16 protein-coding genes are annotated in these 19,182 nt (G+C 39.0%); 6 read left to right on the top strand and 10 right to left on the bottom strand.

What is annotated here, in order from left to right:
* Positions 1 to 25: 25 nt before the first annotated feature.
* Positions 26 to 586, top strand: a complete 561-nt coding sequence (locus tag K6I41_RS07855; RefSeq protein WP_192835690.1) for a PadR family transcriptional regulator — start codon at positions 26 to 28, stop codon at positions 584 to 586.
* A 2-nt stretch (positions 587 to 588) separates the two neighbouring features.
* Complete coding sequence (locus tag K6I41_RS07850; RefSeq protein WP_111854097.1) at positions 589 to 1,506, top strand: alpha/beta fold hydrolase; 918 nt, start codon at positions 589 to 591, stop codon at positions 1,504 to 1,506.
* Between the two features lie 45 nt (positions 1,507 to 1,551).
* Here K6I41_RS07850 and K6I41_RS07845 read toward each other — a convergent pair whose 3' ends face one another.
* From K6I41_RS07845 to argC, 6 genes are all read right to left on the bottom strand, one after another.
* Positions 1,552 to 2,607: a 3-deoxy-7-phosphoheptulonate synthase gene (locus tag K6I41_RS07845; RefSeq protein ID WP_250375558.1), complete on the bottom strand. Its 1,056-nt coding sequence runs from the start codon at positions 2,605 to 2,607 to the stop codon at positions 1,552 to 1,554.
* A 424-nt stretch (positions 2,608 to 3,031) separates the two neighbouring features.
* On the bottom strand, positions 3,032 to 3,394 hold the full coding sequence (locus K6I41_RS07840) for a YnfA family protein (protein ID WP_005306112.1): 363 nt from the start codon (positions 3,392 to 3,394) through the stop codon (positions 3,032 to 3,034).
* Between the two features lie 3 nt (positions 3,395 to 3,397).
* Positions 3,398 to 5,674, bottom strand: a complete 2,277-nt coding sequence (gene clpA / locus K6I41_RS07835) for an ATP-dependent Clp protease ATP-binding subunit ClpA (RefSeq protein ID WP_005306114.1) — start codon at positions 5,672 to 5,674, stop codon at positions 3,398 to 3,400.
* Positions 5,675 to 5,683: 9 nt separating this feature from the next.
* Complete coding sequence (clpS, locus tag K6I41_RS07830; RefSeq protein WP_002121129.1) at positions 5,684 to 6,097, bottom strand: ATP-dependent Clp protease adapter ClpS; 414 nt, start codon at positions 6,095 to 6,097, stop codon at positions 5,684 to 5,686.
* 9 nt (positions 6,098 to 6,106) lie between these two features.
* On the bottom strand, positions 6,107 to 6,865 hold the full coding sequence (locus K6I41_RS07825; protein WP_080645537.1) for a DUF6776 family protein: 759 nt from the start codon (positions 6,863 to 6,865) through the stop codon (positions 6,107 to 6,109).
* A gap of 75 nt (positions 6,866 to 6,940) precedes the next feature.
* Positions 6,941 to 7,996, bottom strand: coding sequence for an N-acetyl-gamma-glutamyl-phosphate reductase (argC, locus tag K6I41_RS07820; protein WP_081402179.1), 1,056 nt, complete (start codon positions 7,994 to 7,996; stop codon positions 6,941 to 6,943).
* A gap of 184 nt (positions 7,997 to 8,180) precedes the next feature.
* On the opposite strand from argC, the gene K6I41_RS07815 reads away from it, so the two are divergent.
* Positions 8,181 to 9,704: a hypothetical protein gene (locus K6I41_RS07815; protein ID WP_250375557.1), complete on the top strand. Its 1,524-nt coding sequence runs from the start codon at positions 8,181 to 8,183 to the stop codon at positions 9,702 to 9,704.
* Here the strand turns inward: K6I41_RS07815 and K6I41_RS07810 are convergent.
* Positions 9,701 to 10,381, bottom strand: coding sequence for a M48 family metallopeptidase (locus tag K6I41_RS07810; RefSeq protein WP_250375556.1), 681 nt, complete (start codon positions 10,379 to 10,381; stop codon positions 9,701 to 9,703). The genes K6I41_RS07815 and K6I41_RS07810 overlap by 4 nt on opposite strands.
* Positions 10,381 to 11,052: a ribose-5-phosphate isomerase RpiA gene (gene rpiA / locus K6I41_RS07805; RefSeq protein ID WP_250375555.1), complete on the bottom strand. Its 672-nt coding sequence runs from the start codon at positions 11,050 to 11,052 to the stop codon at positions 10,381 to 10,383. The genes K6I41_RS07810 and rpiA overlap by 1 nt, the downstream gene beginning before the upstream one ends.
* Before the next feature lie 101 nt (positions 11,053 to 11,153).
* Here rpiA and ilvA point away from each other — a divergent pair, with 101 nt between their 5' ends.
* From ilvA to K6I41_RS07790, 3 genes are all read left to right on the top strand, one after another.
* Positions 11,154 to 12,701: a threonine ammonia-lyase, biosynthetic gene (gene ilvA, locus K6I41_RS07800; protein ID WP_171056849.1), complete on the top strand. Its 1,548-nt coding sequence runs from the start codon at positions 11,154 to 11,156 to the stop codon at positions 12,699 to 12,701.
* 145 nt (positions 12,702 to 12,846) lie between these two features.
* The gene (locus tag K6I41_RS07795; RefSeq protein ID WP_250375554.1) at positions 12,847 to 13,497 is read left to right on the top strand and encodes a potassium channel family protein; all 651 of its coding nucleotides are present in this window, start codon (positions 12,847 to 12,849) and stop codon (positions 13,495 to 13,497) included.
* 17 nt (positions 13,498 to 13,514) lie between these two features.
* Positions 13,515 to 14,852, top strand: coding sequence for a TrkH family potassium uptake protein (locus tag K6I41_RS07790; protein ID WP_192835695.1), 1,338 nt, complete (start codon positions 13,515 to 13,517; stop codon positions 14,850 to 14,852).
* A 42-nt stretch (positions 14,853 to 14,894) separates the two neighbouring features.
* Here K6I41_RS07790 and K6I41_RS07785 read toward each other — a convergent pair whose 3' ends face one another.
* Both K6I41_RS07785 and K6I41_RS07780 read right to left on the bottom strand, forming a co-directional pair.
* Positions 14,895 to 16,046: a phospholipase A gene (locus tag K6I41_RS07785; protein ID WP_151767978.1), complete on the bottom strand. Its 1,152-nt coding sequence runs from the start codon at positions 16,044 to 16,046 to the stop codon at positions 14,895 to 14,897.
* Between the two features lie 20 nt (positions 16,047 to 16,066).
* Positions 16,067 to 19,006, bottom strand: coding sequence for an insulinase family protein (locus K6I41_RS07780; protein ID WP_250375553.1), 2,940 nt, complete (start codon positions 19,004 to 19,006; stop codon positions 16,067 to 16,069).
* Positions 19,007 to 19,182: the final 176 nt, after the last annotated feature.

Below are 19,182 nucleotides of genomic sequence, written 5' to 3'. Positions count from 1 at the left end.
ACTTTTGCTTACAAACCGGATTGCTATGTCACTTCCTCATGTTTTATTAACCAGTTTGCTTGAACGACCAAGTACAGGGTTCGAACTTGCCCGCCGGTTTGATCGTTCAATCGGTTTTTTCTGGAATGCCACCCATCAGCAAATTTATCGTGAACTCAACCACATGCTAAAAAAAGGTTGGGTTTCAACGTTAGAAAATGAAATGGAAAATAGTCGGAAAAAAACCTATCAAGTTGAACAATTGGGGCGTATTGAACTAGCTTCATGGATGACACAACAAAGTGAACCCGCACAGCTTCGTGATGATTTAATGGTTAGATTGCGTGCTGAAGCACAATTGAGCAATAATCAGATATTACCTGAGCTGTTAAGACATCTTGGTTTACATCAAGAGAAACTGAAACTTTATCAAAGTATTTATGATAAGGATTTTAAAGACAACGATGATCTAGATAACCGTGTGTTATACATTCACAAAATGATCTTAGAACTTGGGATTACGATGGAAAGTGAATGGATTAAATGGTTGGAACAAGTCATCCCTCAATTAAAACGCTTTGCCCAAAATAGCGTAGCCGGAGAATAGTCATGCCATATTACACCATGCCCGATCGGGAAAATTTATTTGTTCGTCGTGTTGGTCGTGGTGAACCAGTTTTGGTTTTATCTGGTCTTGGCATGCAAAGCTGGCAATGGCTTCCTTTTATTTATGCAAACCGTAAAGATTATGAGTTTATCATTCCAGATTGGCGTGGTTTTGGGGGGTCAAAGAACTGTGCAATCCCTGAACAAGATGCAATTTCTAGTCACTGGCAAGATGTCGCCCATTTAATAGAACAATTAAAACTCGATAACTTTATCTTGATGGGTTATTCAATGGGTGCTACAACGGCCATGCATGGTATGAAGCATGCTCATCTGGCACAGCAATTAAAAGCCTATTTGCATATCGATCAAACACCAAAAATATCTGTGGATTCAACATGGGAATATGGTCTATTCGGCCCTCTACATCCCCAGTTCAAACAATTATTAAATGATATCTATCAATTATTATCAAAGCACAAAAATGCCAAATATCTTTATGAATTAGCGCTTCCAGATCGACAAGAACTGGTTCGTCTTTGGGTAGATTTTATTGAGTTACAAAGCAGCAATCCCTTTAGCCCTTTAGTTTTTAAAACAGCACTAAAACAGCCTTTTCTACAAAAATACTTATTACCAATTCAGCGTTTAGATTATTTGTTTTGGTATGTCGAAAATTATCTTTATCACAATGAAGATTATCGTGAAGCCATTCAACAATTACAGTGCCCGACAACCTTCTTTATTGGTCGCAACTCGACACTTTATCCAGAAACCGGACAGACTCTTATTGCTCATAGTGTTGAACACGCAAAAGCAATATATTTTGAACGCTCAGGCCATACCCCCTTATTAACCGAGCCGAAAAAATTTGGGCATGAAATTACTACATTCTTATCAGAACTAAAACATGCTTCTTAAATAATAAAGGGATCTGTTCACAGATCCCTTTTTGTCGACAAATGATTAAGCAGAGTGAGCTAACTCTTTCACTTTTAATTGCTCAGAAACACTTAACAAAAGTTGCTCGGTTTTTTCCCAACCTAAACAACCATCAGTTACTGACTGCCCATAAGTCATATCACATGAAATCTTTTGGCTACCATCAACCAAATGACTTTCAATCATGACACCCTTTACTTGGGTTTTTAAACGTTCAGCAACGATTTGCTGTAAAACTTCTGGCTGACGCAACGGATCTTTACTGCTATTGCCATGACTACAGTCAATGACTAATGCAGGAAGATTTTGTTTATGTTTTTCTCGTATCGCCTGAATTGAAGCTAAATCATAATTTGGCCCATGATTTGCTCCGCGTAAAATCAAGTGTGGTAATGGATTACCAGCGCTCTGAATCACTGAAGGCAAACCTTGTTGATTCATTCCTAAAAATTGATGCTCATTTTGTGCTGACTGAATTGCATCTAATGCAATCTGAATTGAACCATCTGTACCATTCTTGAAACCAATACTGTATGGCATGTGGCTTGAGATTTCACGGTGAATCTGAGATTCACTCGTACGAGCCCCAATTGCGCCCCAAGCCAATAAATCATCAAAATAACCAGTTGCCATTGGGCTTAAAATTTCACTCGCAATGGGCAAACCTTTTTCAATAATTTGCAGGTAAAGTTCGCGAGACTTTTCTAAACCAAGTTGTAAATTTGATGAGCCATCTAAATTTGGATCGTACATGAAACCTTTCCAACCCACAGTTGTACGAGGTTTTTCAATATATGCACGCATCACGATAAAAATCTGATTTTTTACTTTTTCTTGTAATTTTTGCAATCTTTCAGCGTATTCAAGTACTGCAACCGGATCATGAATTGAACAAGGCCCTGTAATTACCATTAACCGAGGATCGTTGCCGTTAAGAATATTTTGAATAGTTTGGCGATGTTCGGCAATTTGACGCACGAAAGAGTGTGCAAGCGGATATTTTGCTTTTAACTGGACAGGTAAACTAACTGGTGTTTCTTTTGTATTGCTTTGTGTCAATAAAGTATTTAGGGCATTCATTGGTTTTTCCTTGGGACTGCAATCTATTCAGTCCGATCATTTATTTGAGCGTTTTGGATCTATTCGTTGGTAAAGGTAAGCAAAAGTAAAACCAATAAAAGTTGCTAAAGTACGAATAAGTCATGTTGTTCATTTTAAGTTCCTCGATTCAAAAAAGATAAAGCATAAAAAAACCTGATCGGGGTTGCCGATCAGGTATTAACTGTGATGGGCAACTTTCTCATGCCCGAATACGCTCAGGCAACTATCTAAATTGCCAAAAGTAATAGTAAGCGTTAGTGTTCACAGATAGATTTAACATCTTTATCTCAAATATTAAAAAATGTTCCTTAAATCTAAAATACGCATTGTTGAGAGCTTTGACAAGTCTTTTTTTAGAAAAAACTTCTTATTTTCACGCTTAAGATTTGATTCATTCATTGTGTTAACGAATCAGCCCTTGTGGTTGTAAAATAATTAAGCCAGCTCCACACAGCACGATTAGCCCACCCAATATATCCCATCTTGTTAATCCAACCTGGTCCACAAAACGCAACCACATGAGAGCAGTAAAAATATAAATACCGCCATATGCAGCATAAATGCGCCCAGAAGCCGCTGGATGTAAAGTCAGCAGCCAGACAAAGACAGCCAGACTTAAAGCTGTAGGTAGCCACAACCAAGCAGACTTGCCTTCTCTTAAAATCAGATAAGGGAAATAACAACCAAGAATTTCAGCAATTGCTGTGATAATAAATAACCCGAATACACTCAGTATTCGGGTTATAGCAAGACTATCAATTAACATAAGTTACGCTGGTTCTGCCGTATGATGATCTTCAAAAACTTCAAGTTTTAAGCCGACAGCTTTGCCATCTTCATTTTTCACTGATACAGCCACATTACCACCATGATCTGCAAGTTCGCCAAACAGAATCATTTCAGCTAGTGGTTTCTTCAAGTGTTCTTGAATGAGGCGTTGCATTGGACGTGCACCCATCAAGCGGTCATAACCATTTGTTGCCAACCAATCACGAGCACTTTGATCCACATCAAGTACAACTTGTTTATCATCTAGTTGTGCTTGTAATTCTGTTAAGAATTTATCAACCACAGACTCAATCACAGTTGTTGGTAATGACTTAAATTGGATAACACTATCTAGACGGTTACGGAACTCTGGTGAGAAAGCACGTTTCATTGCTTCTTGGTTATCAGAACTATGATCCTGTTCAGTAAAACCAATACTCGCACGAGAAATACTTTCTGCTCCAATATTCGTAGTCAGGACAATAATAACGTTTCTAAAGTCTGACTTACGTCCGTTGTTATCCGTTAAAGCACCATGGTCCATGATTTGTAGCAACAGATTAAACACATCTGGATGCGCTTTTTCAATTTCATCTAGCAATAAAACACAGTGCGGGTTCTTATGAATCGCATCAGTTAACAGCCCACCTTGGTCATAACCCACATAACCCGGAGGTGCACCAATCAAACGTGAAACTGCATGACGTTCCATATATTCAGACATATCGAAACGCACAAGCTCAACACCTAACAACTTCGCAAGTTGCTTAGTCACTTCGGTTTTACCCACACCTGTTGGACCAGCAAAAACAAAACTACCTACTGGCTTATCTGGTGATTTCAACCCAGCACGAGATAACTTGATCGCTGAGCCTAAAGCAGTAATTGCCTCATCTTGACCAAACACAACGCGTTTTAAATCACGCTCAAGATTTTCAAGCACTGACTTATCATCTTTAGAGACAGTTTTAGGCGGAATACGAGCAATCTTAGAAACGATATCTTCGATATTCTCTACCGTAATCAAACTATCATCGCTTTCAGCTTTCAAGCGACGCTGAGCACCAGCTTCGTCAATCACATCAATTGCCTTATCTGGCAAGAAACGATCATTAATGAATTTAGCAGAAAGCTCTACAGCTGATACCAATGCCTTATCGTCATATTGTACGTGGTGGAAATCTTCAAATTTAGATTTCAAGCCACGCAAAATATCAATTGTTTCAGCAATACTTGGCTCATTGACATCAATTTTCTGGAAACGACGTGATAACGCATGGTCTTTTTCAAAAACCTGACGATATTCTTGGAACGTCGTTGAACCGATACAACGTAAAGTACCATTAGCCAAAGCCGGTTTGATCAAATTCGAAGCATCCATTGTGCTGCCCATACTTGAGCCTGCGCCAATGATCATATGAATTTCATCAATGAATAAAATCGCATTTGGATTTTTCTTCAAAGCATTAAGCAATTGTTTTAAACGTTTTTCAAAGTCACCGCGATATTTGGTCCCAGCAACTAATGCACCAATATCTAAGCTATAGACTTCAGCCTGACTTAAAGGTTTAGGCGCCTTACCATTCACAATTAACCATGCTAAACCTTCAGCAATCGAGGTTTTACCAACGCCCGGATCACCGACAAGCAATGGGTTGTTTTTGCGACGGCGGCACAGAATTTGAGCTGTACGTTCAATTTCTTTTTCACGGCCAATAAGTGGATCAGTTTTGCCTTTTTGCGCTTCAACATTTAAGTTCAGCGTATACAGCTCTAATGGTCCTGCATTGCCCGCGCTAGTTTCACCCTCAATATCTTCAACTTCTTCTTCAACTTGCACTTCATCTTTACGTGTCCCATGAGACAAGTATTGAGTCAATGTCAATCGATTGATTTGATGACGTTTAAGCAAATACACAGCAAAAGAATCACGCTCTGAATACATTGCGACCAAAACATCTGCGCCTTCAACAGTACGATCGCCGCCACTTGATTGCACGTGGAAAATAGCACGTTGCAAAATGCGGTCAAAACTTTCTGTTGGATGAGGCGCTTGCTCGCTATTTTCGCCAAGCTTAGGAGTATGTTGTTCTACATATTCTTCTAATTCTTTACGTAAAGAAACTATATCAGCCCCACATGCTTTTAAAGCATTCACGGCTGAATCGTTGTCGAGTAGTGCTAATAATAAATGTTCAACTGTAAGAAACTCATGTCTCTTTTGACGAGCCATGCTAACAGCCAAACGTAATGATACTTCTAATTGACGACTGAGCATGTAACCCCCTTATGCTTTAGGCTCAATCTGGCAAAGTAATGGATGACCTTGCGATCGAGCGTAATTATTAACAAGGTTTGCTTTGGTCTCCGCGATGTCTCTTGGATATACCCCAGCAATACCTTTACCTTCATAGTGTACTGTTAGCATTACTTGAGTTGCTTGGTCAAGATTCATTGCAAAGTATTGTTGTAAAATTTCAATTACAAAGTCCATTGGCGTGTAATCGTCATTCATTAATACGACTGCATACAATGGTGGACGCTTGAGTTCAGGAGGTGCTGTTTGTACAACAACCTCTCCATCATGATCTTCGTTTTGCGAATCACTTAAGCGTGGATGGAAGTGCCAATCGACATAACCAGACTGCTGAAAAGAAGCCTTAATATCTTTTAAGTTTGTTTGACGCTTATTTGTTCGCATAGGATGTTACTATTGTGAATTTGCTTCAGCTTGAGGAATTTCTGCCACGAAAGCAGAAGATGTTTCGACAGGTTTACCGCGCTGCCAACTAAAACGTTTAATAACTGGTGTATCAGAGCCGCCTGTTAAACGTACCTCAATAAATTGAGGTGTAAAACCTTTAGGCATCGTCCAACGACCTGTTAAGCGCTCGAAGTCAGTAAAGTTAAAGCTTTTAGCTTCAAGTGGTACAACTAAAACTTCTGTATCTTTAATGAGTCTTATCTCAATTGATCCTGAAGCACGGCGCTTACTTGGGCTTACCTGTACGAGATCCAACTGATATTCATAAGCATTTTCAGGCAGAGGTTTGATTGCCAAATTTTGAATGGTCAAGCTTAAACCACCACGCTGCCTCAAGATATCTCGGTAGATATTACTCATACCTTCTTGCTGGGTTTTATCAGCGTTGGCCTGATTAAGAGCTTCAAACAGATCATTTGCATTTGTTACAGCTACATCACGCTCTTGTACCGCAGCGTTCAGGCTTTTATTAACCGCATCTAAAGCTGTTTTCTGCTTTTGCACCACTTCAACCAATTGCTCTGCATCTGCATCGTAACCTACAACAGTTAAACCTTGACGGTGTCCAATTGTATAGCCGAGCGCAAGACAACCACTCATTAAAATAGCCGCACCAATAAACAAAGGTTTATTAGTATTTAAAAAATTTTTCTTTTGCAACGAACTTTCTGCTGAAGTCGTCTGTCCAGAGTTTTGCATCGTCATCTCAGTGTTTAAGATCAGAGTCAAGACACACATTTAAATCGAAATTTAAATGTGTGTGAAGCAAAAAAGAGTTTTTTATGGTAATAAACCAATCCCTTGTAAGCCTTCATCTTCATCAAAGCCGAACATTAGGTTCATATTTTGTACAGCTTGACCAGATGCACCCTTCACAAGGTTATCTTGTACCGCAAGAATAATAAGCTTATTCGGCTGCGGCTTATATAAAGCAATACGAAGCTCATTCGCACCGCGCACACTACGTGTTTCAGGCGAACTGTTAGCAGGCATCACATCAACAAATTTTTCATTTGCGTAAAATTGTTCATACAATGCCTGAATATCAGTTTGTTTTCCAGTTTCTGTCAAATCGACATAAATTGTGCTGAGCATACCGCGAATCATTGGAACTAAATGAGGAACAAATAAGAGCCCTTCAAAGCCACCCTTTTGCCCAGAAATATTTTCTAATGCTTCAACAATTTCTGGATGATGACGGTGACCCGCAACGCCATAAGCCTTGAAGTTATCAGCATTTTCACTATAGATCATGCCTAAGCTTGCTTTACGGCCAGCTCCTGAAACACCGGACTTCGCATCAATAATAATATTTTTTGTTTCAATCAATGCTTGCGCTGATTTCAAAAGTGGCGCCAAACCTAATTGGACTGTAGTCGGGTAGCAACCAGGGTTACCAATAACTTGTGCCTGTTTAATTTTTTCGCGGTTTAATTCAGCCAAACCATATACTGAGTTTTCTAAAACGTCTGGGCAAGCATGCTCCATGCCATACCATTTTTCAAACTGCTCAAGATTTTGCAAACGAAAATCAGCTGCCAAATCAATCACTTTAGTGCCAGCCGCAATCAATTCTTTTGCATGCTGCATCGCAACACCATGAGGTGTAGCAAAAAATACAACATCACATTTTTTTAAATCATCAATATTTAAATCAGAAAATTGAAGATCAGTATGCCCACGTAAATTAGGGAACATATCTGCAACTGGTTTGCCCGCTTCTGTACGTGAAGTAAGAACTCGAACCTGCGCTTTAGGATGTCGTAATAAAATACGTAATAGTTCAACGCCTGTATAACCCGTTCCACCAACAATTCCGACAGAAATCACGTGCATTACCTCAATTTTTGAATCTATACTTGTGCAGTAGTATGACAGGATGTCCAAGCTTACAAAACCATTTCATGCTTGGTAATTTTAATTTTTTTAATTTTAGCGACAATTAGATAGCACTTATTCAACTGTCAGAACTAAACAAATATCAGCAAATAAATATCAGATTTAATTTTGGAGAGCTAGGATGCTTCATCAATCAAAAGAAACAAAATTACGCACTTACCTTGGTTTAAGCACATTAATTTTAAGTGCTGCTCTTATTGGTTGCGGAGGTGGAGGCAGTAGTAGCGGTAGTTCACCAAGCACTCCAACACCTGTTGATCCTACTCCTGAGGCAACAACGGATGTTACTGTTAAATCCCCTGTAGAAATTCGTAATATCCAACTCAAAGTATATGACAACACCACCAATTCTGTTTTAGTAGATACTTCAATTGCGAGTTTAAACAGCTTTAATGTCAAAATTCCTACTGCTAAGTTAAGTCGTTTATATCGCGTAGAAATTACGACTCAAAATTCATCTCAAGTATTTGATCCGATTACTTCAACATACCAAAATTTCTCTGGTGTTTATCATGCGTTTATTACACCAAACAGTGTAAGTGGCAGAACCCTATTCATCAGCCCAAGCAGTGAAGCGATTTACCAACGGGCTGTGATACGTTCAGGACAACTTCCTCAAGAGACGATTGACCCAACCCGCATTGAGCAATTGCATGTAGATTTAGCTTCTCAAGATGTTTATAGATCACTTCTTAATGCATTCAAAGATGCCGATATTCCAAGTTTAAGTCCAGCCAATCCTCTTACAGTTTTAAATTTATTGCAGTATTCAACTAAAAAACCTAGTACATATGTGGATAGCTATCTTAGCTTTGGCTACTTACAATATTGGTCAACTTTTCATGGTGGAACAACCACATACCAAGAGCTTATTAAAAGTTTGGCAACCGATTTAAAAGATGGCTTTTTAGATGGGAAAAAACTTCAAGGTGATCAAACAACATTTACCCCTATTTTCGCATCTGCTCCAGATAATATTGATCCAGTTAAAAATACACTGTTAGATATCGCAGCTAATCAAAAAGCTACACGCGATAATTATGCAACAAATTTAAAAGTCGCTACCTTTAAATTAGCAGATGCCCAAAGCCAATCCACTCTAGATCAAACAGGTTATGACCTGCTGCAAAAGAAACTATATTCAGGAGTCGTACCTGTCGGAAATACGACTGACTTTTTCAGCATAGATGGTGCTGGTGATTATCGTCGTGCTGTAGGTTTTAGCGGTATTACAGCGACCTGTAATGGTTCTGCATATCCTTGCAAACAAGGTTTGACCAGCATTAATCTTTCCGACCCAAAACTACCTGCTACAGACTATCTAGTGGGTCATTACGAAGACACCACAACAGGTTGCCAGCTTAATTTCCGTGCGAATGGTCAAATCGACCTTATTAAAGGATCACAGACTTATCGCTCTGCGTTAAGTGCGGATAGTACAGATAATTTATTGCAAACAAATGCTGCAAGCTCAAGTTATTTACTCAACTCAAGTTCCGCTGAACCAAATAACTCAACGCAGCAATACAACTTTATACAATTATCAATTAAAGCAAATAAAATCGTGAGTGCTAAAGCAGGTTTAGACAGCCGAAAAGCACCAGATAACTTACAAACACCACAACTAGAATGTAGTTTTAGTTAGTTTGAGACATACCACCATGCAGGCAACGGATTTGATTTAAGTTGTCTGCGGTGTTTTTGAAAATATGGATCGTATTTTTCAACTTCAGCCCAAAAAGCTGAGCTATGATCAAAATGTTTAGTATGAGCTAATTCATGAATAGCCACATAACGAGCAATCTCGTGTGGCATCAACACTAATCCTGCATGTAGCATAATATTATGCTGACTGCTACAACTTCCCCAACGAGTTTTCGGACGGCGAATTGTACATTCCCTATAAGCCAAATGAGTGTATTCACTTAATTCTTTTAAAAGCTCGGGTAATTCTTGTTTTGCAAATGCAATCACTGCACTTTGTAATGCCAAATATGGCTGCGTGTCTTTAATAAATAAACAACTACTTTCCCAATCGAATTGAAAAACTCGATGCTGCTTTTGAACAATGACCTGAAATGGTTGCTCTTTATTAAAAAAATAAATCTCGGAAGGAATTTCAATCGATGCCGATTGAACATTTTGTTGCTTATTCCACGTCTCGGTCAACCATTGTTCAGACTGAGCCAAAAAATGCTGAATTTGTTTTTTACTACAAAACAAAGGAACCGTGAGACGGATTGAAGCAGGCTCAACACGTAAGCGCAATTTTCTTGCCCTTACGTGTCGAACGATTTTAATTTCTGGCATTTCCACAGACATTACTGTGCAGTACGCTCTTCAATACCATTATTTGTCGCAACAATTGCAATCGTTGCTGGGTTTAGAGCAAAAATACCATTAGTCACTACACCCGGAATATTGTTAATGGTTTTTTCTAAATCAAGTGCATTTAAAATATTAAGATTAAATACATCTAAAATCACATTGCCGTTATCTGTTACTACACCTTCACGATAAACTGGGTCACCACCTAAACTCACCAACTTACGAGCCACAGCAGAACGAGCCATTGGAATAACTTCTACTGGAAGTGGAAAATCACGTCCAAGTTGATCAACCCATTTTGAATCGTCAACAATACAAATAAATTTCTTAGCAATTGAAGCTACAATTTTTTCACGTGTTAATGCAGCACCGCCACCTTTAATCATATGCATATGACGGTCAATTTCATCTGCACCATCAACATAGGCATCTAAACCACCCACATGGTTCATATCTACAACTTCGATACCTAATTTTTTAAGGCGATCGGCAGTTGCTTGAGAACTTGCCACAGCAGCTTCTAATTGTAATTCAGGCAATAAATCAATTAGAAAATTTACGGTACTTCCAGTCCCAACCCCCAAAATGCCGCCTTTGGGCAAGTGTTTTAAAGCAGCTTTCGCAGCAGCTTGTTTCTTTTCATCTTGGGTTGCATATAGACTCATGACATCACTCAACTATTTTTTGACATTTATGCACCAATAATCGGCGCAAATGCACAAGGGTTTGCTACAATAATTTCCTATTTTAAACTGTTATAGGGAAGATGAACATGCTGTCTCGTGTGGTACGACAAATTTTACAAGCAACGGTTTATGATGTTGCAATTGAAACGCCTCTCGAAGCAGCTCCACGAATTAGTCAAAAATTAAATAATACAATTCGTTTTAAGCGGGAAGATTTACAGCCTGTTTTTTCTTTTAAATTACGTGGTGCCTATAACCGTATTAGCCAGTTACCTAAAGAACAACTCGAACGTGGGGTAATTTGTGCCTCTGCTGGTAACCATGCTCAAGGTGTAGCATTATCCGGTCAACGCTTAGGAATTCCAGCAATTATTGTTATGCCAAGCACGACTCCTGATATTAAAGTTCAAGCAGTTAAACGCTTGGGCGGTCAAGTTGTGTTACATGGTGATAGTTTTGATGTAGCAAATAAATATGCACAGCAACGTGCCGAAGTTGAAGGCCTTGTATTCATTCCACCCTACGACGATGAACTTGTTATTGCTGGTCAAGGCACAATTGCAAATGAAATCTTACGTCAATGGCGTGATGTAGAATATGTGTTTGTTGCTGTAGGTGGTGGTGGCCTAATTTCAGGTGTAGCAGCTTACCTTGGTGAAGTTGCACCCCATGTGAAAATTATTGGTGTTGAATATGAAGAGTCTGCATGTTTAAAAGCAGCTTTAGAAGCCAATGAGCGAGTAATCTTGCCGCATGTAGGCTTGTTTGCAGATGGTACAGCTGTTGCACAAATTGGCGCTTTACCATTTGATATTATTCGTTTGCGCAAATCTGATAACTCAGGCCCAATTGTTGATCCAGATATTGTGACGGTAAATACAGATGAAATCTGTGCTGCCATTAAAGATACGTTTGATGAAAACCGCAGTATTGTTGAACCATCTGGTGCAATGGCCCTTGCTGGTATCAAGAAATACATTACTGAACATAAAATCAGCAATAAAAATATGGTATCGATTGTATGCGGTGCCAATATGAACTTTGACCGCCTACGTTATATTGCTGAACGTACTGAGTTAGGTGAACAACGTGAAGCGATCTATGCGGTTACCTTATCTGAAGAAAAAGGCGCATTCCTAGGCTTCTGCCGTGCTTTACAAGGTCGCAATATTACCGAGTTTAACTACCGAGCAAACAATACAGATGAAGCGCAAGTATTCGTCGGTATTAGCTTAAAAGGTGGTGATGCAGAGCGTCATGAAATTTTAGAACAATTAAAGCAACAAAATTATGTAGTAGATGACCTCTCTGATGATGAGGTTGCCAAACTACATATTCGTTATTTAATTGGTGGTCACGCAAATATAGATGATGAAAGATTGTTCCGTGTTGAGTTCCCGGAACGTCCAGGTGCCCTTTTAACCTTCTTAACTCGTTTAGGCCCAACCCATAATATTACGTTGTTCCATTACCGTAATCATGGCGCAGCAGAAGGACGTGTTTTAGTCGGTTTACAAGCAACCGATGCGAAGCAGAACCCTGATGGTCTAATTGAAACTCTTGAGCAGATTAGTTATCCGTATGCAGAAATTACGAATAATGTTGGCTACAAACGTTTCTTGAAATAATCTTCAATTTTGATGAATAAGCCGACAAATTTGTCGGCTTATTCATATAATTCTTTTAATATTCCCCTCATATTTACATTGCCTCTCTTTATCTCAAAGAAAATATCCTTAAAAATAAACGTCTAATCAGGAAACAAGGATCAATATGGCACAGTTTGCAGTCATTGGCTTAGGAAGTTTTGGAGCAACTGTTGCTCAAGAGCTCACAAAATTAAATCATGATGTTATTGGCATTGATACGGTAAAAAAGAATGTTGAAAATCTTGCCGACGTTTTAACTCATGCCGTCATTGCCGATGCGACTGACGAACACGTACTTGATGAACTTAACATTCAAAATTGTGATGCAGTTGTAGTCGCAATTGGTGAAGATATTGAAGCAAGTATCTTATGTGTACTCAATTTAAAAAATTTAGGTATAGATAAGATTTGGGTAAAGGCAAAAACTAAAGCACATCACACCATTTTGTCGCACCTCAATATCAATAAAATTATTCATCCTGAAGAAGATATGGGGGTACGAGTTGCCCAAGCACTGAACTATCCAATGGTTAGTCGCTATATGTCTTTAGAAGACGATCACTACATTATAAAAATTGAAATTCCTGACAAGCTTAATGGCATTAACTTATATGGCGTTATGCAGCAAGCGCCACAGGTTAAAACATTGCTCGTAAAAAGACAGCAGCAAATTTTGTTTGAAACCGAAGAAAATTTCACCTTGCAGACGCATGACATTCTTATTTTAGAAGGTCATTTACCGCAATTAAAGAAACTTTCTCATTGCTTCACATAAGAGGCGAAATCTAGAATATGTCTATATATCCCAAGCCCAATAAAACATTAAATTTAAGCCCTCCTTCACTCTTGGCACTGGGTTTTTTGGGCTTTATTATTTTTGGTACTTTATTATTAAAACTGCCATTTGCCAATACAGGTCATGTGAGCTGGATGGATGCACTCTTTACAGCCACCTCAGCGGTCACAATTACTGGTTTATCTGTTTTAAATATTCATGAGTCTTTTACCCTGTTCGGACAAACCATTATTCTATTGCTGATTCAATCAGGTGGTTTGGGTTTCATGACTTTTGCCATATTGGCTGCATTAAGTTTGTCACCCAAAGTTGGCCTTAAACAGCAAATGATGGCACAAGATAGTTTAGGTCAAACGAGCCTCTCAAAAGTTACTTTTGTTGCTAAAGGAGTTGTTACTTACACTCTTATTTTTGAGCTTATTGGTGCAATTATTCTCACTACTGCTTTTACACCGACTTACGGCTTTGCACGTGGATTGTACTATGCGATTTTTTACAGCATTTCGTCATTTAACAATGCTGGTTTTTCATTATTTTCTAACAGCTTAATCAGTTTTCAAAGCAATTATATGATTTGTATAACTGTTAGCATACTTTACACCTTGGGTGGCCTTGGCTTTTTAGTTCTCATGGATATTAAGCAAAATAAAAAATGGAAAAAACTCACTCCGAATAGCAAGCTGATTCTTACAACGATTACAGTGATTAACCTGATTGCCTTTATTTTAATTTGGGCTTTAGAAGCTCAAAATCCTCATACCCTAGGAATGCTCAGTGTAGGTGATCAAGCGTTAAATGCTTGGTTTCAAGCCACTGTTCCGCGCTCATCAGGATTTAATACCATTGATACAGGTGCAATGACCAACAGCAGCTCGTTACTCATGATGTTGCTTATGTTTATTGGTGGTGGTTCGCTTAGTACAGCGGGTGGAATTAAAGTTGGGACCTTTGTCATTTTAGTGCTCAGTGTAATTTCTTTTTTACGTCGCACAGATGAAATCCGAATATTTAATCATTCAGTCGCACACGAAACGACGTATAAAGCATTAGCTGTAACTGCAATTACAAGCATACTCATTTTCATGGGATTCTTTATTATTTTGCTTTTAGAGCCTAAAGCAGACTTTATGAACTTGCTTTTTGAGGTTGTTTCCGCAGCTTGTACAGTGGGGCTTTCTCGTGGAATCACGCCAGAGCTGCATAATGGTAGTTTATTCATTTTAAGCCTGCTCATGTTTGCTGGGCGACTCGGGCCTTTAACGTTGGCTTATTTAATTGCCACGCCGAAAAAAAGTCGGCTCAAACATCCCCAAGCCAACATTCAAATTGGATAATAAAAAAGCCGCTTTTAAAGCGGCTTTTTTACAAGTAAAAACTTAGTACCAGTTCATGAGTGAAACACCCAAGCCCGCGTAAGTTGCTCGGTGGTTATAGTCAATTAAGCTTTCACCGTAACCATTAAACAACTGGAAGTGTCCACGCAGTTTGCCACTGATTGGAAAAGCCCAATCAAATTGAACTGCGCCATGAGAATCATCACCGCCTTTCAATGAATGACGCAGCATTAATGAGAAATCATTCTGCTTCCACTTATAAAATGCTGTTAAATCACCACGACCAACGTAATCTTCAATATCTGGGTTATTATCATCTTTGCTGTCTTCTTCCAGACGAATCCATGGACGAAGCATTACAGCAAAGTTACCGCGCTCTAATCCAACGTTAAAAATCACACGGTTCCAGCTACGAGATAATGGATCTGAACGACCATTTGATTGGTGGTTTAAAGTAACCCCAAGCAAACGCCCATCTAAACCAAGCAATTCATAGTTTGTTCTAAACATTAAACTTGCTTCAGGCTCATAATTCGTTTCACGGAAAGGACGAGACTCTTCTGCATTAAATGTCTGCCAACGGGAAGATTGAGTATAACCTACCCACAAATCACCATTATTACCAAAAATATTTTCCCAAGCTTTGGTCTTTAAAGAAATCTGAAATTTACTTTCTGTTGATTTCAGATTTTGATCTTCTGTTACCGTATTATTTGGGTTCGGACTATGTGGCAACTCATTTTTGTCACTGGTCCAGAATACAGGTAGTAAATAGACGGGCTGATAAGCACGAATATTCCAAACCCCTAGTTTACTTTTTTCGGACAACTCCCAACGTTGATCTAGCAAAGAAGTAGTAGGTTCAATTTTCGGTGCTTTACCAATTATTTTGATATTACTCACTGTATCTACCACCTTCTCTTTAAAGGTTTCAGGTGGAACAGCAGGTGCATCAATTTTTTTAACAGGCTCTGGTACAGCCGCAGCTTGAACAACTGGTAAAGCTGACGGTTTAAATACAGAGTCATAACAAGCCAGACGATCGGCATTCGAAGCAAGAGCAACACATGCATCTACTGTCGCGGGGGTTACAGGTGCCAAGGTGTCAGCATATGTCACAGACGCACACAAACAGCTAAGCACGATTCCCATGCTTAGCTGTAAAGATGTGCGTTCAAATTGTCTGAACGCCATGTTCATCTCCAATTTTTATTTTAATTAACTTGTTGAATGGTAAAACCTAACTGTTGCAATTCATCACGTTTGGCAAATGGTGCAACTACAGCTTTTACAGGAGTTTGCTCAACCAAATATTGACGAGCAACACGTTGTAAATCATCTAAAGTTACATGCAACAATCTCTCACGCAAGAGACGGCGGAAAGCTGGTGTTCTTGCATGCAACAATGCATAGCATGCAGTAATCGCCTCACCCGCTGGTGAACCTGGCTTATCCATACTTGCAACTAACCCAAGAATCGCTTCTTCAAGCTGATGAGGCTGTTGTTCCGTATTTAATAACCATTGCACACTTGCTTCAAAATCTTTAAAAGTTTCTGCTAAGCGTGGGTCACGATAACTATAGAAACGGAATGAACATGCATTCCCATCATAACTTGCTCCACCACCGTACGCACCGCCTTTCTCACGAATGGCACTGTGTAAGAACCCATTACGTAAATAAGCTGCCAATACCATTAACGGAGCTGCATCTGGATGCGACACGTCCACCGCCTGATAAGCTGAAGCACAGAACTGAACATTTGCCTGAATTAACCATGCTTCATGATTATTGTCATTTGCCTGTTCTACGTGAGTTAATTCTGTTGCAGTTGCATCAACGTTTAGTTTATCCCAAACATTTTGGATTTCTTCAACCAAACGTTCAGACTGATGTTCTTCACATACAAGCAAGAACTGTTTAGGTGCTTGCAATAATTTACGATGAATACGCTTTAATTCTGCAATCAAATCATCATATGCAGCAGAGTCTTGAGTAATCTTAGTAACAAGCTCGCCTAACCAGTTTAATGCACCTAAACCAGTGTTTTGATAGTCGCGTTGAGCTAATGCACTCATATTACGTGATGCGATTTGCATTGCGTAACTATGGCCCGCTCCAGACAAGCGAGATTGCCAACGTGTTTTACGTTGTTGCAATAACTCAATAATTCTCTCTTTCTCATCAAATCGAAGCTGTTCAAATGCTAATTTTAATAAATGAATTGCATCAAACTTCTGAGTTAACGATTTAGTCGTTAAGGTTAACCAAGCACTAATTTTATCTTTGTCGTCAACTTTACTACGTAATGAAGCGCCCATTCCTAAACCGCCACTTACAGCTGTTTGTAAGTTTTGTAGTTCAAGATAGTCATATTCACCTGCACCTACTTCGCCCATTAAGATAGAAAGCAAATTGAAGTAAGGTGACTTCACAATATCATCAGGAATCTGAATGAGTACTTGTTGATAGTAAATACCGTTCGTACCAGCATGGTACAAATTCAACGGCGTATCCATACGATTACAAAGAATTTCGCGTAACTGCCCCTGCACAATATGCAAGTCAGCAGGTACATCTTCCAAACCTACTTTTGGTAATAGTTCAAGGTTGTCTGGAGTATCCTGACGTTCCTCTAGCGCCTTGGTATTCGCGATAATTTCAGCCTTATCAGCATCTGTTAACTTTTCACCAATAGCAGCTAAACGTGCTTTTTCTGCTTCTTGCTCTTTTACAGACTTAGTTGGGTCTGGAACTAAAGTCATTTGCACACGATGCGGGTTGTCAAGCAAATGTGTTTGAATCAGATTTGATAACCACATTGGGTCTTTCAACTCTTCTTTAACTTGTGCAATTGCACTATCAACATCCCAAATTTGAATTGGGTCATTATGGTGAATCGCACCACTTAAGCCATTTAAAATTAAACTTAAGCCATAAGGTGTACCGTCACCATTAATTTCACGCTGATGCAACTCAATCTGATGCAAGATTGCATCGACTAAATTACTATCAATTGGTTTTGCAGCAACATCACGCAGAATATTTAAAACACCCTCTCTAAAGCTTTGTGCATGTTCTGGGTTTGAACCTTGAACACCGCAGTAGAAAGTCATTTCAAAATTACTGTCGTCTACGCCCATTAATGGACCTGTTGATTGAGCATAACCGCAAGTTTCTAAGTAATGACGCAGTGGCGAAGCTGAATTTTCTAACAAAATCCCTTCAACCAAACGCATTCCCAAACGCAATTTCACATCATTTGCTTCTGGTAATAACCAAGATAGAACATGATAAGTTTTATCTTTTAACTCATCACTATCAACACCATAGTTTTCTGTTACTTCGATTGGCGCTGCTAAACGTTTTTCGGGCTTAGAATATAGAGTTGTTCCAGCAGAAAACTTATGTAGAGCTAGTTTTTCAAATTGCTCTTGTAGTTCATATGCTGTTTGATTACCAAAGGTCATGAATACAGCATTACTTGGATGGTAATGTACTTTATAAAAATCGACTAACTGCTCATAGGTTAAATCAGGAATATCTTTCGGGTCACCGCCTGAGTTGTAATGATAGGTCGTTTCAGGAAATAAATGATGAGCCAACTGATGATAAAGTTGGTCAGATGGTGCACTCATCGCACCTTTCATTTCATTAAAAACAACGCCCTTATAAACAGGTTGCCCATTTTCTAGTTCAATACGAATACCTTCTTGAGCAAAATCAAGCGGATTCAAATTAGCAGCAAATGCCGCATCAAGATAAACAGAGAGTAAGTTTTGGAAATCTTTTTTGTTTTGAGTAGCAAATGGATACGCAGTCCAATCTGCTGCTGTAAATGCGTTCATGAACGTATTTAAAGAACGGCGAATCATTAAAAAGAACGGATCACGTACCGGAAACTTTTCAGATCCACATAAAGCGGTATGTTCTAAAATATGTGCCGTGCCTTTAGAGTCCATAGGCTGGGTTCTAAAAGCAACAAGAAATACATTTTCATCATAGTCAGTTGCCAAGTGATAATGCACCGCACCTGTGACTTTATGCTTATATTCAGACACTAAAATATCTAATGCTTCTACATGGTGCTGACGTAGCAACTGAAACGCAGGGTGAACAGTTTGAGAAATGGTTTCAGTGACATCTACAGTCATGTGATCTCCTAACATATCGGATAAGTGAATAAGTCTCATTATAGCCTGAGTCAGCTTGAGATTGGCGAACAAAAGCCAAGTAAAATACTATGTTTTTGTTGAGTATTAGTTTTCATTGGCAAGGCTTTGATATCAAGCACATAGCCATGAACGTTTTATCCTACCAGAACAAAAGC

Origin of the sequence: Acinetobacter sp. AS23, from assembly GCF_023612055.1 — a bacterium.
GTDB classification, from domain to species: domain Bacteria; phylum Pseudomonadota; class Gammaproteobacteria; order Pseudomonadales; family Moraxellaceae; genus Acinetobacter; species Acinetobacter oleivorans.
Note: the sequence above shows the minus strand (reverse complement) of the source record. Positions and strands in the feature narration are given on the sequence as shown.

Coding starts and splice junctions, on each gene's coding strand:
- K6I41_RS07795 (WP_250375554.1), top strand. CDS start 12,847: ATGGCACAGTTTGCAGTCATTGGCTTAGGAAGTTTTGGAGCAACTGTT.
- K6I41_RS07790 (WP_192835695.1), top strand. CDS start 13,515: ATGTCTATATATCCCAAGCCCAATAAAACATTAAATTTAAGCCCTCCT.
- K6I41_RS07855 (WP_192835690.1), top strand. CDS start 26: ATGTCACTTCCTCATGTTTTATTAACCAGTTTGCTTGAACGACCAAGT.
- clpS (WP_002121129.1), bottom strand. CDS start 6,097: ATGCGAACAAATAAGCGTCAAACAAACTTAAAAGATATTAAGGCTTCT.
- K6I41_RS07850 (WP_111854097.1), top strand. CDS start 589: ATGCCATATTACACCATGCCCGATCGGGAAAATTTATTTGTTCGTCGT.
- K6I41_RS07780 (WP_250375553.1), bottom strand. CDS start 19,006: ATGACTGTAGATGTCACTGAAACCATTTCTCAAACTGTTCACCCTGCG.
- argC (WP_081402179.1), bottom strand. CDS start 7,996: ATGCACGTGATTTCTGTCGGAATTGTTGGTGGAACGGGTTATACAGGC.
- rpiA (WP_250375555.1), bottom strand. CDS start 11,052: ATGAGTCTATATGCAACCCAAGATGAAAAGAAACAAGCTGCTGCGAAA.
- clpA (WP_005306114.1), bottom strand. CDS start 5,674: ATGCTCAGTCGTCAATTAGAAGTATCATTACGTTTGGCTGTTAGCATG.
- ilvA (WP_171056849.1), top strand. CDS start 11,154: ATGAACATGCTGTCTCGTGTGGTACGACAAATTTTACAAGCAACGGTT.
- K6I41_RS07840 (WP_005306112.1), bottom strand. CDS start 3,394: ATGTTAATTGATAGTCTTGCTATAACCCGAATACTGAGTGTATTCGGG.
- K6I41_RS07825 (WP_080645537.1), bottom strand. CDS start 6,865: ATGACGATGCAAAACTCTGGACAGACGACTTCAGCAGAAAGTTCGTTG.
- K6I41_RS07810 (WP_250375556.1), bottom strand. CDS start 10,381: ATGTCTGTGGAAATGCCAGAAATTAAAATCGTTCGACACGTAAGGGCA.
- K6I41_RS07845 (WP_250375558.1), bottom strand. CDS start 2,607: ATGAATGCCCTAAATACTTTATTGACACAAAGCAATACAAAAGAAACA.
- K6I41_RS07785 (WP_151767978.1), bottom strand. CDS start 16,046: ATGGCGTTCAGACAATTTGAACGCACATCTTTACAGCTAAGCATGGGA.
- K6I41_RS07815 (WP_250375557.1), top strand. CDS start 8,181: ATGCTTCATCAATCAAAAGAAACAAAATTACGCACTTACCTTGGTTTA.